The sequence below is a fragment of the Serinicoccus profundi genome (assembly GCF_008001015.1).
Taxonomy (GTDB): Bacteria; Actinomycetota; Actinomycetes; order Actinomycetales; family Dermatophilaceae; genus Ornithinicoccus; species Ornithinicoccus profundi.
The window spans coordinates 584,849-598,285 of record NZ_CP042862.1; the positions used below are offsets into that span (position 1 = coordinate 584,849).

A 13,437-nucleotide genomic window follows, 5' to 3' on the forward strand; every position below is an offset into this window, starting at 1 on the left:
CCGATCACCACAGGAGGACCCGTGCCCGGTGGTAAGACACGGTTGGCCAAGCAGGCCATCAAGTACGGCCCGGTCGTCTACGCCATGGCGCAGAAGTACGGCCCGCAGGTCGTCGACCAGCTCCTCAAGCAGCGGGAGCCGGCGACGAAGTTCGTCCAGGACCAGGCCTCGCGGGCCCGCACCAACCCGCGCAAGCACGCCCTCGCGCACGCCGACACCGTCGTGGAGGGGTCGCTGCAGCAGGTCTTCCACCGCGGCCAGGCCTACTGGGTGGTCTTCTCGCGCAACGAGCCGGTCGGCGTGCACCCGCTCACCGACGCGCCCTTCGAGACGCTGCTGCTCAACGCCGACCCCGGCAAGCGGCAGACCCCCGAGGCGCTGCGCCGCACGGTGCACCTGCCGAGGCGGGCGCGCCGATGAGCGGCGACGCGCTGGGCGGCCGCACCGACTACAGCGGGGAGGGGATCGTCGAGGCGGACGCCCCGGACGCCCCGCTGCCGCTCGTGCAGGCCTGGCTGGACGCCGCGATCACCCGGCAGGCGGAGCAGGGCGACGTGCCGGAGCCGACCGCGATCTCCATCGCGACCGTCGACGGCGAGGGTATGCCGGACGTCCGGACCGTCCTCATGCGCTTCCTCGACGACGCGGGCCCCGGGTTCCTCACCAACACCGCGTCCGCCAAGGGACGACAGCTGCGGGAGAGCGACGCGGTCGCCGCGGCCCTCACCTGGCCCTCGATGTTCCGGGCCGTCCGGTTCCGGGGGCACGCGGCGGCCCTCGAGCACGACCTCGTGGCCGACTACTTCCGCAGCCGCCCCTACGGCTCCCGGATCAGCGCGCACGCCTCGGCCCAGAGCGACCCGGTCGCCGACCGCGCCGCGCTGGAGGAGGCCTACCAGGCGTGCGAGCAGCGCTGGCCGGACACTGGTGACCCCGATGACGTGCCGCTGCCCGCCCACTGGGGCGGCTACCGGATCGTGGCCGAGCAGGTCGAGGTGTGGGCGGGCCGGCGCAACCGGCTCCACGACCGCCTGGCGTGGACCAGGGTCGGGCCCGGTGGGCTGGGTGACCCGCAGGCCTGGCGTCGGGGGCGGATCCAGCCATGAGCACCGCTCGGCACGCCGGCGCGGCCGACCACGACCGTAGGATGATGACGTGAGCGGCGATCTGATCGACACGACGGAGATGTACCTCAAGACCATCTTCGAGCTGGAGGAGGACGGCGTCCTGCCCATGCGCGCCCGCATCGCCGAGCGGCTGGGCCAGTCCGGGCCGACCGTCTCCCAGACGGTCGCGCGGATGGAGCGCGACGGTCTGCTCGAGCTCGCAGAGGACCGGCACCTCGTGCTGACCACGGAGGGTCGCAGCGCAGCCGTGCGCGTCATGCGCAAGCACCGCCTGGCCGAGCGTCTGCTCATGGATGTCATCGGGCTCGACCCCGCCTTCGTCCACGAGGAGGCGTGCCGGTGGGAGCACGTCATGAGCGAGCAGGTGGAGCGGCGCATCCTGGAGCTCGTCGAGGACGGCACCAGCTCGCCCTACGGCAACCCCGTGCCCGGGCTGAGCGAGCTCGGCCGCGACGACGCGCCGCCCCCGCGGGGCGAGCCCAGCAGCGAGCTCGCCGAGCGGCCCGGACGCACCCCGGCGCGCGTGGTGCGCCTCGGCGAACCCGTGCAGGTCGACCCCGAGGTGCTGGCGCTGCTGCTCGACTCCGGCATCCGCCCGGGCGCCGCCGTGGAGATCTGGGGCGAGGAGGGGCGGACCATCGTCGGCGCGGTCGACGGAGAGGCCGTCTCCCTGCCTCACGACGTGGCCGGCCACGTGTTCTGCGCCGTGACCCCCGCGTCGTGACCTGTGAGATGGGTCACTCCGGCGCTGGGAGAATGGGCAAGGAGACCGGCATACGTGCAGGTCAGATGACCTGTGACGGGTGTGGCCTTCACGTTCTATCCACAACGTCGTTACCTGAGCGTGACATTTGACCGCCGCCCTGTGTAACCTCGAAGAGTCCTCCTCCCTGGGGGGATCCCCGAGCGTGACTGCCTAGTCCTGTCCGCGCGCAAACGGGGCCGTGGCACGTACGAACCGCTTTGACAGGAGCGGGGGAACCACCTCTGGAGCCGTCCCGCGGCTCCTTGGGGCGCAGGGCCGATGCGATCGGCCTAGGGGCACTCCAGCCCAAGCCCGACAGCTCACCCCGCAGGCACTGGAGGATTACATGACCCAGCGCATCACCGGCCGCCACCGTCGGCCCGGTCGTCTCCGCACGACCAGCTCCACCCTCACCCGCACGGCGGCCGTCGCCGCGACGTCGACCGGCCTGCTGGCCGGAGCGGCGCTGAGCGCCAACGCCACCCCCGAGGTGGCCAAGGACCGCGAGGCCATCCAGCGTCTCGGCATGGACGTCAGCGCCGACCGCACGGTCACCGTGGACCGTCCGGCCCAGGCCGTCGCGGCCCCGTCCGACGTCGAGCTCGAGTCCTTCGGCATCGGTGGCTTCACCGCCTACACCCCCGAGGTCGAGGTCGAGGTTCCGGTCGTCGCCGAGGCCGCCCCGGTGCAGGAGCAGGCCGCTGCCCCCGTCGAGGAGCAGGCTGCCGCCCCGGTCCAGGAGCAGGTCTCCACCCGTGAGGAGACCAGCGCCAGCCGCACCAACGAGCGTGCCGCCACCCCGGAGCCCGTCGTCGAGGCCGAGCCGGTCGTCGCCGCCGAGCCCGAGCCGGAGCCCGCCGCTCCCGCCCCCAGCGGCGGTGTCTTGGGTGTGGCCGCCGGCCTGACCGGGACCCCGTATCAGTGGGGCGGAAGCACTCCGGCTGGTTTCGACTGCTCCGGATTCACCAGCTACGTCTTCGCCCAGGTCGGCATCTCCCTGCCGCGGACCGCTGCGCAGCAGCAGGCCTTCGCCACCCCGGTGAGCAACCCGCAGCCGGGCGACCTGGTGTTCTACGGCTACCCGGCCTACCACATCGGCATCTACGCTGGCGACGGCATGATGTACGACTCCCCGCGGCCGGGCAAGGTGCTCGATCTGCGCCCCGTCTTCGACGGCGTGTCCGGCTACGGCCGGGTCGGCTGACCCAGCACCTCAGCACTGCCCGAAGGGCCCCGTACCGCATCGCGCGGGACGGGGCCCTTCGGCATACCTGGGGCCTTTCGGCATACCCGGGGCAGAACGCCGCGCCCCCGCGTCAGCACCCGGGGCGCTCGGAACAGGGGTGCGGGGACAACCCGGCCCGGCCCGCCGGTCTGCTGCCGCTCCGCCTCAGCGGGCGGCGAGGGCGTCGTCGGGGGAGGGCTCGGTGCTCGCCTCGTCCGACTCGTCGTCGAACTCGCCGAGGATCTGCTCGAGGATGTCCTCCATCGAGGCCATGCCGACCACGCGCCCGTGCTCGTCGCGCACCAGCGCCAACTGGCCGCGCTGCTGCCGCAGGCTGGACACCGCGTCGATGAGCGGCATGTCCGAGGGCAGCGAGGCGACCGGCTGCAGGAAGTCGCCCAGCGGGCGCTCCCCGCGCCCCTGCGCCGAGGCGAGGATGGCGTCGCGGACGTGGACGAGCCCGCGGATCCGCCGCTGACCCTCCCGGCCGGTCGGCTCCACCACGAAGAGTCGGCTGCGGCCGCTCTCGCGACTGATCCGCTCGACGTCGGCCGCGGTGGCGGTGCGCGGGATCGTCACCGCCCGGGTGGTCGGGAACATCACCGAGGCGACCTTCTCCTCCTCCAGGCGCAGGGCGCCGGTGAGGATCTGGTGGTCGGCGTCCTCGAGCACGCCGTGCTCGTAGGACTGGGCCAGCAGCAGCTGCAGGTCGGCGGGGGTCTGGGTGTTGCCGAGGGCATCGACCGGGTCGACCCCGCCGAGCTTGAGCAGGGCGTTGGCCAGGGCGTTCATCAGCCACAGCACCGGGCGCATGACCCAGGTGAAGGCGCGGAAGGGCAGCGCCAGCATCATCGCCGAGCTCTCCGGGTGCGAGATCGCCCAGGACTTGGGCGCCATCTCGCCGACCACCATGTGCAGGAAGACCACGACCGAGACCGCGATGGCCACGGCGATCGCGTGCACCATGACGTCCGGGACGCCGAGGGCGTAGAACACCGGCTCGAGCAGGTAGGCGAGCGCCGGCTTGGCCAGCGCGCCCAGCGCCAGGGTGCACAGCGTGATGCCCAGCTGGGCGCCGGCCAGCATGAGGGACAGCTCCTTGGAGGCGTCCACCGCGGCGCGCGCTGCGCGGCTGCCCTCCTCGGCGCGCTCCTCGAGCCGGTGCCGCTTGGCCGCGACGATCGCGAACTCCGCGGCCACGAAGAAGCCGTTGGCCACGAGCAGCACGACGCTCAGCAGCAGGGCCTGGGTGGTGCTCATCGGGCTGCCTCCAGCTGCGGTGCGGATGCGTGGGTCTCGTCGTCGGTGGCGATCACCAGGCCGTCGCCGAGCTGCTCGCGCTCCTCGGCACGCAGCTCGTGCCAGTCCTGCGCGGTGCGGGTGACCAGCGGGTGCATCATGACGACGTCCGGGACGTAGCGCTGGGTGCTCACCACGTCGATCCGGGTGAGGTGGACGTACTCCTCGCCCTCGCCGTCGCGGGTGGTCCAGGTGACGACGACGCTGTCGCCCTCCTCGGCCGTCCGGCCCAGCTGGTCCAGGATCAGGCCGGAGAGGGTGTCGTAGTGCTCGTGCTCGGGCAGCTCGATCCCGGTCAGCTGGGCGACCTCGTCGATGCGCAGCCGGGCCGAGAGGTCCCAGATGCCGTTGGCGCGGGCCGCGCTGGTGGCCTGCTCGTCGTCGTCCTCGTCCCAGATCTCGCCCACGACCTCCTCGGCGACGTCCTCGAAGGTCACGATCCCGGCGAACCCGCCGTACTCGTCGACGACCACGGCCAGCTGCTGGTGGCTCTCGCGGAGCGCCTCGAGCACCTTGGGCAGCGGCAGCGACTCGGGCAGGATCACCGCGTCATCGGCCAGGTCGCGCACCAGGGTGGTATGCCGTGCGGCCGGCTCGACCTCGAGAAGGTCGTGCAGACCGATCACGCCGACAATGTCGTCGATGTCGCGGCCGATGACCGGGAAGCGGGAGTGGCCGGTCTCCAGCGCCTCGAGCACCGCCGCGGCGGGAACGTCGGCCTGGATCGTCTCGACCGACGTGCGCGGCGTCATGACCTCCTCGGCGACCCGGTCACGGAAGGCCAGGCCCCGCTCCAGCAGGGTCGAGAGGTCCTCGTCGAGGGTGCCCCCGCTGTGCGACTCGGCGATGATCCGGGTGAGGTCCTCCGGGGTCGCGCCCTGAGGGAGCTCCTCGACCGGGTCGATCCCGACCGAGCGGAGCAGCGCGTTGGAGGCCTTGTCGAAGAGGTTGATGACCGGCCCGAGCACGGTGAGGTAGAGCAGGGTGCTGCGCGAGAGGGCACGGGCCAGCGGCACCGGGCGGGCGATCGCCCAGTTCTTGGGGCCGAGCTCGCCGATGACCATCTGCAGGATGGTGGAGAAGACGAGCGTCCCTATCGAGAAGAGCGAGATCATGGCGGCGCGCGCGAGCAGCCCGGCGTCGGCATACTCATCGGTCAACCCGCGCACGAGCAGGGCCTCACCGAGGTAGCCGACGAGCAGTGCGGTCACGGTGATCCCGAACTGCGCGCCCGAGAGGGTGAAGGACAGGCGGGAGGTGACCTTGAGCGCGCGTTGTGCAGGCGCGTCACCCTCGTCGGCGAGCTGGCGCAGCTTGCCGCGGTCGACGCTGACGTAGGCGAACTCCTGGGCGACGAAGTAGCCCGTCATCACGGTCAGGACGACGATGACGACGACGCCGCTGACGATCAGCATGAGGTGTCCCCCGCACCTCTGGGCAGCCGGGCGATGGTGCCGCCCGGCCAGGGACTCGGAGGTTGCGCGTCAGAGCACGGTCGATCCATGCGGACCAGTGTACGACCGCCGGTAGGGTCGCACCGTGTCATCGTCCACAGGCGCCGCCCGGCACCCCCTGCACCCGGCGACCCTGATGAGCGTCGCGCTGGGAGGGGCGGTGGGGGCGCTGCTGCGGTGGGGGTTGGAGCTGGCGCTCCCCACGGAGCAGACGGCCTGGCCCTGGGCGACCCTGCTGGCCAACGTCCTCGGCAGCGCGGCCCTCGCGTGGCTGGTGGTGCACGGCGACCGCCGCCACCACCCGTCCTGGGTCCGCCCCGCCGTCGGCACCGGGCTGCTCGGCGGGTTCACGACCTTCTCGACGTATGCCGTGCAGGTCGCGGTGATCGGGTCGGGGACGCCGGCGCTCGCCCTGCTCTACCTCTTGGCCACGGCCGCGCTGTGCGTCCTCGCGGCCGCGCTGGCCGGGGGAGCCGCCCGGCGGTGGGGTCGCCGATGACCGGGGGTGTGCCGGTGCTCGTCGCCGTGCTGTGCGTCGCGGTCGGCGGCGCGGCCGGCGCGGTGCTGCGCCACCTGGCCTCACGGCCGCCGCTCGGGCCGTTCCGCGGGGTGCTGGCGGTCAACGTGGCCGGGGCGGCCGGGCTGGGCGTCCTCGTCGGGCTGGCCGACACCCTCGCGCCCTGGCTGTTCCTGCTCCTCGGGACGGGTCTGTGCGGGGCGCTGACGACCTGGAGCACGCTCGCGGTGCAGACCTGGGAGACCGGGCGGTGCTCGCCGCGGCGAGCGGCGGCATACCTCGGCCTGAACCTCGCCCTCGGCGTGCCGGCCGCGCTGCTCGCCCTGGCCCTCACCGCGGCCCTCGTCGGCCCGTGACCCCCGGCGGGATCACCGACACGACCCGCATCTCCCGAGGTCTGTCGGTGCCCTCTCCTACGGTGGAAGCCACATCCCGACCGGAGACGAGAGGAGGGCGGGACACGTGGTGCGCTTCCTGCACACGGCCGACTGGCAGATCGGCATGACCCGTCGCTTCCTCGAGCCGGAGGCGCAGGCGAGGTTCACCGCGGCCCGCGCCGAGGCCGTCCGCGAGGTGGGACGAGTGGCTGTGGAGCAGCGGTGCGACTTCGTCGTGGTCTGCGGCGACGTCTTCGAGAGCAACCACCTCACCGGCCAGACCGTGCGTCGCGCGCTGGAGGCGCTGCGCTCGGTGCCGGTGCCCGTCTACCTCCTGCCCGGCAACCACGACCCCCTCGACGCCGCGTCGATCTACCGCTCCGACGTCTTCGCGCAGGAGCGTCCCGCGCACGTCCACGTCCTCGACACCGCCGGGGCGCACGAGGTCACACCCGGGGTCGAGCTGGTGGCCGCGCCCTGGGAGAGCAAGCACCCCGGCCGCGACCTCGTGGGCGAGGCCCTCATGACGCTGCCCGAGGGGCCCGCGCCGGAGGGCGTCGTCCGGGTGCTCGTGGGCCACGGCGGGGTCGACGACTTCGACCCGGAGTGGCGCGACGCCGCGACCATCCGCACCGGCCCGCTGACCGCAGCGCTCGACGAGGGCCGGGTCCACTACGTCGCACTGGGCGACCGCCATTCCTTCACCGCCGTCGCGGGACGCGACGACATCTACTACCCCGGTGCCCCGGAGCCCACCCGGGAGACCGAGGTCGACCCCGGGCAGGTCCTCGTGGTCGAGGTCGACCCGGCTCGCACGGCAGGGGAGCGGGTCCAGGTGGCGGCCCATCCGGTCGCGACCTGGCGCTTCCTCGTCCTCGACCGCGAGGTCGACAGCGATACCGACCTCGACGCGCTCGACGCGGAGCTGGGTGCTCTCCACGACAAGGACCGCACGGTCGTCTTCCTCAACCTGCGCGGCACCCTGGGCGTGGCTCAGCACGCCCGGTTGGAGCAGGTGCGGGAGCGGCATCGTGACCACCTCGGCGCGCTCGTCGAGCGGGAGCAGCACCGGGAGGTGAGCGTCGTCTCCGAGGAGGAGGTATGGCGCGACCTCGGGCTCGGTGGATACCTCGCGAGCGCCGTCGACCAGATCCAGGGACAGGCACAGGGGTCGGCGGCCGAGGATGCCGAGGTCGACCCCCTCGCGGACCGGGCGGGGCGTTCCGCGCTGCGGCGCGAAGGTCGGGCCGTCGGTGGGAAGGAGCCGCGCCGCGGGTTCGTCGTGGGCCGGGCCGATGACGACGAGAGCGCCCGCGACGCGCTGTCGCTGCTCTACCGGCTGAGCAGGAGCCGATCATGAGGCTGCACGAGATCACGCTGCGCGACGTGCGCGGCGTCACCGAGCGCACGGTCCGCTTCCCGGACCGCGGCGTCGTCGTGGTCGAGGGGCCCAACGAGATCGGCAAGTCGACGTTGCTGGAGGCCTTCGACCGGCTGCTGGATCTCAAGGCGACGTCCAAGAGTGCCAGGGCGCAGGCTCTGCAGCCGATCGGGCGCGACGTCGGGCCCTTCGTCGAGGCCGAGTTCACCCTCGGCGGGCAGCGGGTGCGGCTGGCCAAGCAGTGGTTGCGCGGCGCCCGCACCGAGCTCGACATCCTCGGCGACCGGCCCGAGCACCTGACCGGGTCCGCGGCGCAGGCACGCCTCGACCAGCTCGTCGCTGGCCTCGACAGCACCCTGTGGGATGCACTGCGCCTGGCGCAGAGCGGCGACGGCACCCTCGTCCCGCTCATGTCCAGCGGCGTCCTGCAGGAGGCGCTCGACGCAGCGGCCGACGCCCACCTGCACGACGGCGGTGGTGAGCGCGTGCTGGAGCTCGTCGAGGAGGAGTTCCTGCGCTACTTCACCGCTCGCACGGCCCGACCCACCGGTGACTACCGTCTCGCCATCGAGGCCTACCACGCGGCCCAGGCGGACGTCGCCGAGGCGCACCGCCGACTCGTCGAGGCGGAGGAGCTGCTGGCGCGGCAGGAGCGCGCGCGCCAGGCTGCCGAGCACGCGCACGATCAGGTCGGTGGTCGGGAGGGCGCACTCCGGGGCGCCGAGGAGGCGGCGGACGCGGTCGCGGAGATCGTGACGGCCCACGAGCGGGCCGCCGACCGGCTCCGGGAGGCGCGCACGCTGGCCCGGGCGGCCGAGCAGGCCCTCCGGCTGCGACGGGAGCGTGTTGACGCCGTGGCGCGGCTGGCTGCGGTGGTGGCCGAGCACGAGGAGCAGCTGGCCGGCCTGGCGGGCACGGGGGCCTCGGTGAAGGCCGAGCTCGCGCAGGCCCAGGAATCCCTCGTCGCCGCCGAGTCGGCGGTGGAGGTGGCCGAGACGACCCTCGAGCACGCTCGCGCGCGGCGGGAGGTGGGCGAGCGGCGTGCGGAGCTCGACGAGCTCGAGCGCGCAGTGGCGAGCCTGCGTGGGCTGGCCGCGCAGGTGCAGCGGGAGAGGCGGGCTCTGCCGGGGTCGCCGGTGAGTGAGGCGCAACGGCGCGCGGTCGAACGGCTCGCCCAGGAGGTGGCCGTGCTGGAGGCCCGGCACGAGAGCGCCAGTGCGAGGGTGTCGGTCGAGTCCCTGGGGGCCGAGGTGCGCCTCAGCTCGGTGGAGGGCGACGGTCCTGAGGTGCTCACGCGCGACGAGACCCGTGAGCTGGCCGCGACCGACGACCTCGAGGTCGTCGTGCCGGGCGCCGTGCGTGTCGTCGTGCGCTCCCCCGACGGGGCGCGCCGGCGCGCCGAGCTCGGGACGGCGCGGGAGGCGCTGACGACCGCGCTGGAACGGCTGGGTTGCGAGGACGTGCGGCAGGTCGAGGAGGCCTCGGCACGGACTGCCGAGGCGACCGGGCGACTGCAGGAGGCCGAGCGCGACCTGAGTGCGATGCTGGCCGCTCACGGCATCACCGGGCGCGACCAGCAGGAGGCGCTCTCCTCCGGAGACATCCCGCCCCGGCTCCAGGAGCGCGTCGACGCCTGCCGTCGGCGGGTGGCAGGTCTCGAGGACGACCTGCGGCGTGATCCGACCTCGCCTGTGGCCGACCTCCCGGGAGCCGCAGGACAGGGGGGAGCGGCGATGCACGCGGGTCAGCAGGCGACCTCAGACCTTCGTGCCGACGACTCCGGCCGGGACGACGAGCTGGTCGTCACCGAGGCTGCCGCCTGCGCCGCGGAGGCTGAGCAGACCGCAGGGGAGCGGCTGCGCGCGGCGCGGGAGGCCCGCCGGGCCGCGTCGAGCGCGTGGTCCACGTCGCGAGACCGGGCCAGGGAGGTCATGGCAGCGTTGGACCGGCTGCACGGGCAGCTGGAGAGCGAGCGCGAGCGCCTGGCTCAGGACGAGGCCGACCTCCTCCGCGAGCGCTCGGACCACACCGACGACGCCCTGTCCGACGACGCCCGTCGCCTGGGCGAGGAGCTCGCGGTCGCCGAGCACGCAGCAACCGAGGCCGAAGACGCGCTGCGCACGGCCGACGTCCAGGGGCTCACCACCCGCGTGCGGGAGGGGCAGAGCGCCCTGGCCGCCGCACGCCGAGACCACGAGCGCGCCCGCGAGCTGCTGCATACCCTCACCGGGCAGGTCGAGCTCGCCGCGAGCGAAGGTCGCCAGGAGCTCTACGCCCTCGCCGAGGCGGCGCTGGATGACGCGGAGCGGCGCCTCGCCGGCCTGGACCGGCGGGCGCGAGCCGTGCGCCACCTGCGGGGAGCGCTCCACGAGCACCGCGAGTCGGCGCACCGCGCCTACGTCCGGCCGTTCACGGCGGCCCTGGAGCGGTTGGGCCGCCAGGTCTACGGCCCGTCCTTCGCCGTCACCATCGACGAGCAGCTGAGTGTGCGGGCCCGGACCCTCGACGGGGTGACCGTGCCCTTCGAGGAGCTCTCTGGCGGCGCCAAGGAGCAACTCGGCATCCTCGCGCGCATCGCGGTGGCCCACCTCGTCGACCCTGCTCAGGGGGTGCCGGTCGTCATCGACGACGCGCTGGGCTATTCCGACCCGCAGCGGCTAGAGCAGATGGGTCGGATCTTCGCCGACGGCGCGGCCGGCGAGGACGGTGACGTGCAGGTCATCCTGCTCACCTGCACCCCGGACCGCTACGCCACGATCCCCGGTGCCCACACCGTGCGGCTCCAGGCGTCCTGACGAGGCAGGCCCTGCGGGACCCGCGCCCTGAGCGGCACCAGCCTCAGTCGGCGACGCGGGTGGTGGGCTCGTGGGCGACGGGGAAGTTCACCGACGCGGCGATGAAGCAGGCGCCCGCGGCCTCCGCGTGCAGCTGCGGCACGAGGTCCACGTGCGCGGCGTCCGCCACCGTCACCGTCGGACGGAGCAGCACCCGGGTGAAGTGGCCGCCGAGGCCGGCCTGCTCCATGGTGCCGACCGGGCTGTCCTCGTAGCCCACGACGGTGACGCCGTGCGTCACGGCGACGTGGAGGAAGGAGAGCAGGTGGCACTCGCTCAACGCGGCCACGAGCAGCACCTCGGGGTTCCAGCGTGCGCGGTCGCCGTGGAAGGCGCGGTCGGCGGACAGCTCCAGCTCGGGCCGTCCGGCGCTGCGCGCGAGCACGCTGCGGTCGTAGTCGCGGTAGCCGGACGTCCCCGTGCCGCGGTCGCCGGTCCAGGTGAGCTCCAGCTCGTAGGTGTGCGTGGCCATGCGTCCAGCGTGGCACGCGGGCGAGGTGAGCGACGGCATACCCGTCTCGGGTCGCGCTACGCGGCAGCCCTCGTTAGCGTCGGAGGTATGACAGAGCAGACGAGCATCAGTGTCACCCGCACCATCGATGCGTCCGCGAAGGACGTCTTCGAGGTGTTGTCCCTCCCGGAGAACCACGTCGCGATCGACGGCTCGGGCTTCGTCCAGTCCGTCGACCACGGTGACCGGATCACCGAGACCGGCCAGAAGTTCACGATGAACATGACCGGCGACCACATGGGCGGCGACTACCAGACCGACAACCACGTCACCGGCTATGACAAGGACCACCTCCTCGCGTGGCAGACCGCCCCCGCGGGCACCCAGCCCCCCGGCTGGGAGTGGGTCTGGGAGCTCACCCCGCAGGGCCCCGACAGCACCGAGGTCCGGCTGACCTACGACTGGGCCAAGGTCACCGACCAGGCCCTGCTCAAGAAGGTCAGCTTCCCCCTGGTGAAGGAGTCCCAGCTGGAGGACAGCCTCAACAACCTCGCCGCGGCCAGCAACAGCTGACCCTCACGCGACCGACCGCCCGCCGGACCCCTCGGGGTGTGGCGGGCGTCGCCGTTCGAGAGCATCACCAGACCCGTCCGCCCCTCCCCGCACGTGAGAGGATGGGCCGGGTCCGGCGCTCTGGCGTCGGCACGCCCTCGTAGCTCAGGGGATAGAGCACCGCTCTCCTAAAGCGGGTGTCGCAGGTTCGAATCCTGCCGGGGGCACAGTGCGGTCGACCGCCTCGGGCAGAGCGAGGCCCAGCACGTTCGATGGCCTGCCCGGACCCCTGCGCCGAGTTCTGGCCGACATCCGGGAGCGATCGGCTGGATGGGGCGCTACCCTGGCACGATGGATGGCTCGGGGCGGGCAAGCGGTGACACCGGAGGCGTTGAGCAGCACCCCGTGGACAGCCGAGGACGGCCCGACCTGCGCACCTTCCACCGGTCAGCAGAGTTCTACGCGCAACTGCATCTCGAGGGCGTCGAGGAGTTCGACTTCCACAAGCGGGTGGAAGGCCAGTGGGGGCTCATCGCCCGGGGGAAGGATGCCGTCGCCCATCTGGTCAACCTGCTCCACCATCCGGACCCCGAAGCGCGCGCTGACGGCGCCGCCGGCCTGGCACAGATCGGTGAGACGGACCCCGCAGTCCAGTCCACCCTCATCGCCACCCTGGAACACGCAGCCACCCACGAGGAACGCGACACGCTGCTGCAAGCCCTGGGTCAGATGCGAAGTAGGGCCGCCCTTCCGGCCATCGCGAGGCTGATTCGTTCCGACGCCACAGACGGTGATACCCAGGCCATGGCCATCGAGGCTCTGGGCAAGATCGCGAGGAAGGGGTTCGACAAGCGCCCCGGTCCTCGTGCCGCAGCTCTGGAGTACCTCGCCCGCTCCGGCGCGTGAGCGTCGATCGAGGGCCCATCCTGGGGCCGGAGCACCCTCGAGCAGGCGTCGCCGCCCGGCTCACCTCAGGGGGGCCGAAGGTGCGCGAGTGCACCGGTTGTGCTGCCAGAAGGGGCCGGCGCGCGGCATACTCGCTGCAGTCGCGCATGTCCACTCAGCGTCCTCCGGTCACGGACCCCGAGTGCTGGCACCTGCAGAGGAGGGTGTGGTGAAGAGACGTCGGTGGGGGCTGGTGATCCTGGTTCTGCTCGGCGGGAGCCTCGGCGCCTGCGACCGGGAGGAAGGGCAGGACTTCACCCTCCTGACGCACTGCGGCATCGACGAGCTGACGTTCGAGGGGGAGTGGTATGAGCGCGTCGGCGGCTCTCTCGACGACGGTTCCGGCAACCCTCCGGAAGGCTGGGACAACCCGGAGCAGGAGGGCACCATCACCCGTGTCGACGATGCGACCCTCGTCTTCACCGACCAGGCCGGCCACCGCGAGCAGTTCAGCCTCCGCGCCGGGGCCACCGACGCGAAGGACGGCTGCGACTGAGGGGCGCCGACGCAGAGGACGGTTGCGACTGAGC

Annotated in this window: 14 protein-coding genes, 1 tRNA gene and 1 riboswitch; of the genes, 12 read left to right on the forward strand and 3 right to left on the reverse strand. The window is 72.9% G+C overall.

What is annotated here, in order from left to right; translation table 11 throughout:
• Nucleotides 1–21: 21 nt before the first annotated feature.
• The 4 genes from FA582_RS02755 to FA582_RS02770 all read left to right on the forward strand — a co-directional run bounded on the left by FA582_RS02755 (nt 22) and on the right by FA582_RS02770 (nt 3,076).
• Nucleotides 22–420 (forward strand): hypothetical protein, encoded by a 399-nt coding sequence (locus tag FA582_RS02755; protein WP_010148143.1) that lies wholly within the window; start codon nt 22–24, stop codon nt 418–420.
• Nucleotides 417–1,106, forward strand: a complete 690-nt coding sequence (gene pdxH / locus FA582_RS02760) for a pyridoxamine 5'-phosphate oxidase (RefSeq protein ID WP_010148142.1) — start codon at nt 417–419, stop codon at nt 1,104–1,106. Before FA582_RS02755 ends, pdxH begins: the two co-directional genes overlap by 4 nt.
• Nucleotides 1,107–1,155: 49 nt before the next feature.
• Complete coding sequence (locus tag FA582_RS02765) at nt 1,156–1,851, forward strand: iron-dependent transcriptional repressor DtxR (RefSeq protein WP_010148141.1); 696 nt, start codon at nt 1,156–1,158, stop codon at nt 1,849–1,851.
• Nucleotides 1,852–2,076: 225 nt separating this feature from the next.
• Nucleotides 2,077–2,221, forward strand: a riboswitch (cyclic di-AMP (ydaO/yuaA leader).
• Complete coding sequence (locus FA582_RS02770; protein ID WP_010148140.1) at nt 2,219–3,076, forward strand: C40 family peptidase; 858 nt, start codon at nt 2,219–2,221, stop codon at nt 3,074–3,076. (Overlaps the previous riboswitch by 3 nt.)
• 186 nt (nt 3,077–3,262) lie before the next feature.
• On the opposite strand, the gene FA582_RS02775 is transcribed toward FA582_RS02770, so the two are convergent.
• Both FA582_RS02775 and FA582_RS02780 read right to left on the reverse strand, forming a co-directional pair.
• Nucleotides 3,263–4,357, reverse strand: a complete 1,095-nt coding sequence (locus tag FA582_RS02775; protein ID WP_147899728.1) for a hemolysin family protein — start codon at nt 4,355–4,357, stop codon at nt 3,263–3,265.
• Nucleotides 4,354–5,811: a hemolysin family protein gene (locus FA582_RS02780; RefSeq protein ID WP_010148138.1), complete on the reverse strand. Its 1,458-nt coding sequence runs from the start codon at nt 5,809–5,811 to the stop codon at nt 4,354–4,356. Before FA582_RS02780 ends, FA582_RS02775 begins: the two co-directional genes overlap by 4 nt.
• Before the next feature lie 124 nt (nt 5,812–5,935).
• On the opposite strand from FA582_RS02780, the gene FA582_RS02785 reads away from it, so the two are divergent.
• The 4 genes from FA582_RS02785 (at nt 5,936) to FA582_RS02800 (ending at nt 10,920) form a co-directional block, all read left to right on the forward strand.
• Nucleotides 5,936–6,349, forward strand: a complete 414-nt coding sequence (locus FA582_RS02785) for a FluC/FEX family fluoride channel (protein ID WP_010148137.1) — start codon at nt 5,936–5,938, stop codon at nt 6,347–6,349.
• Entirely contained in the window at nt 6,346–6,723 is a 378-nt protein-coding gene (locus tag FA582_RS02790) for a fluoride efflux transporter FluC (RefSeq protein ID WP_029541211.1), read from the forward strand. Before FA582_RS02785 ends, FA582_RS02790 begins: the two co-directional genes overlap by 4 nt.
• A 106-nt stretch (nt 6,724–6,829) precedes the next feature.
• Nucleotides 6,830–8,104, forward strand: a complete 1,275-nt coding sequence (locus tag FA582_RS02795) for a metallophosphoesterase family protein (RefSeq protein ID WP_010148135.1) — start codon at nt 6,830–6,832, stop codon at nt 8,102–8,104.
• Entirely contained in the window at nt 8,101–10,920 is a 2,820-nt protein-coding gene (locus FA582_RS02800; protein ID WP_010148134.1) for an AAA family ATPase, read from the forward strand. Before FA582_RS02795 ends, FA582_RS02800 begins: the two co-directional genes overlap by 4 nt.
• Nucleotides 10,921–10,963: 43 nt before the next feature.
• Here the strand turns inward: FA582_RS02800 and FA582_RS02805 are convergent, their stop codons facing one another.
• The gene (locus tag FA582_RS02805) at nt 10,964–11,431 is read right to left on the reverse strand and encodes an OsmC family protein (protein WP_010148133.1); all 468 of its coding nucleotides are present in this window, start codon (nt 11,429–11,431) and stop codon (nt 10,964–10,966) included.
• Nucleotides 11,432–11,518: 87 nt separating this feature from the next.
• Here FA582_RS02805 and FA582_RS02810 point away from each other — a divergent pair, with 87 nt between their 5' ends.
• The 4 genes from FA582_RS02810 to FA582_RS02825 all read left to right on the forward strand — a co-directional run bounded on the left by FA582_RS02810 (nt 11,519) and on the right by FA582_RS02825 (nt 13,403).
• A complete protein-coding gene (locus tag FA582_RS02810) occupies nt 11,519–11,983 on the forward strand; it encodes an SRPBCC family protein (RefSeq protein ID WP_010148132.1) in 465 nt (154 codons plus the stop codon).
• A gap of 133 nt (nt 11,984–12,116) precedes the next feature.
• A tRNA-Arg gene (locus FA582_RS02815) sits at nt 12,117–12,189 on the forward strand.
• A 124-nt stretch (nt 12,190–12,313) separates the two neighbouring features.
• Complete coding sequence (locus tag FA582_RS02820; protein WP_158640850.1) at nt 12,314–12,868, forward strand: HEAT repeat domain-containing protein; 555 nt, start codon at nt 12,314–12,316, stop codon at nt 12,866–12,868.
• Nucleotides 12,869–13,076: 208 nt separating this feature from the next.
• Nucleotides 13,077–13,403, forward strand: coding sequence for a hypothetical protein (locus FA582_RS02825; protein ID WP_010148129.1), 327 nt, complete (start codon nt 13,077–13,079; stop codon nt 13,401–13,403).
• The last annotated feature ends 34 nt before the right edge of the window (nt 13,404–13,437 follow it).

What these genes read in the sequence shown, in the direction of transcription:
- pdxH (WP_010148142.1), top strand. Translation starts at nt 417, where the DNA reads ATGAGCGGCGACGCGCTGGGCGGCCGCACCGACTACAGCGGGGAGGGG.
- FA582_RS02770 (WP_010148140.1), top strand. Translation starts at nt 2,219, where the DNA reads ATGACCCAGCGCATCACCGGCCGCCACCGTCGGCCCGGTCGTCTCCGC.
- FA582_RS02775 (WP_147899728.1), bottom strand. Translation starts at nt 4,357, where the DNA reads ATGAGCACCACCCAGGCCCTGCTGCTGAGCGTCGTGCTGCTCGTGGCC.
- FA582_RS02780 (WP_010148138.1), bottom strand. Translation starts at nt 5,811, where the DNA reads ATGCTGATCGTCAGCGGCGTCGTCGTCATCGTCGTCCTGACCGTGATG.
- FA582_RS02790 (WP_029541211.1), top strand. Translation starts at nt 6,346, where the DNA reads ATGACCGGGGGTGTGCCGGTGCTCGTCGCCGTGCTGTGCGTCGCGGTC.
- FA582_RS02800 (WP_010148134.1), top strand. Translation starts at nt 8,101, where the DNA reads ATGAGGCTGCACGAGATCACGCTGCGCGACGTGCGCGGCGTCACCGAG.
- FA582_RS02805 (WP_010148133.1), bottom strand. Translation starts at nt 11,431, where the DNA reads ATGGCCACGCACACCTACGAGCTGGAGCTCACCTGGACCGGCGACCGC.
- FA582_RS02810 (WP_010148132.1), top strand. Translation starts at nt 11,519, where the DNA reads ATGACAGAGCAGACGAGCATCAGTGTCACCCGCACCATCGATGCGTCC.
- FA582_RS02820 (WP_158640850.1), top strand. Translation starts at nt 12,314, where the DNA reads ATGGATGGCTCGGGGCGGGCAAGCGGTGACACCGGAGGCGTTGAGCAG.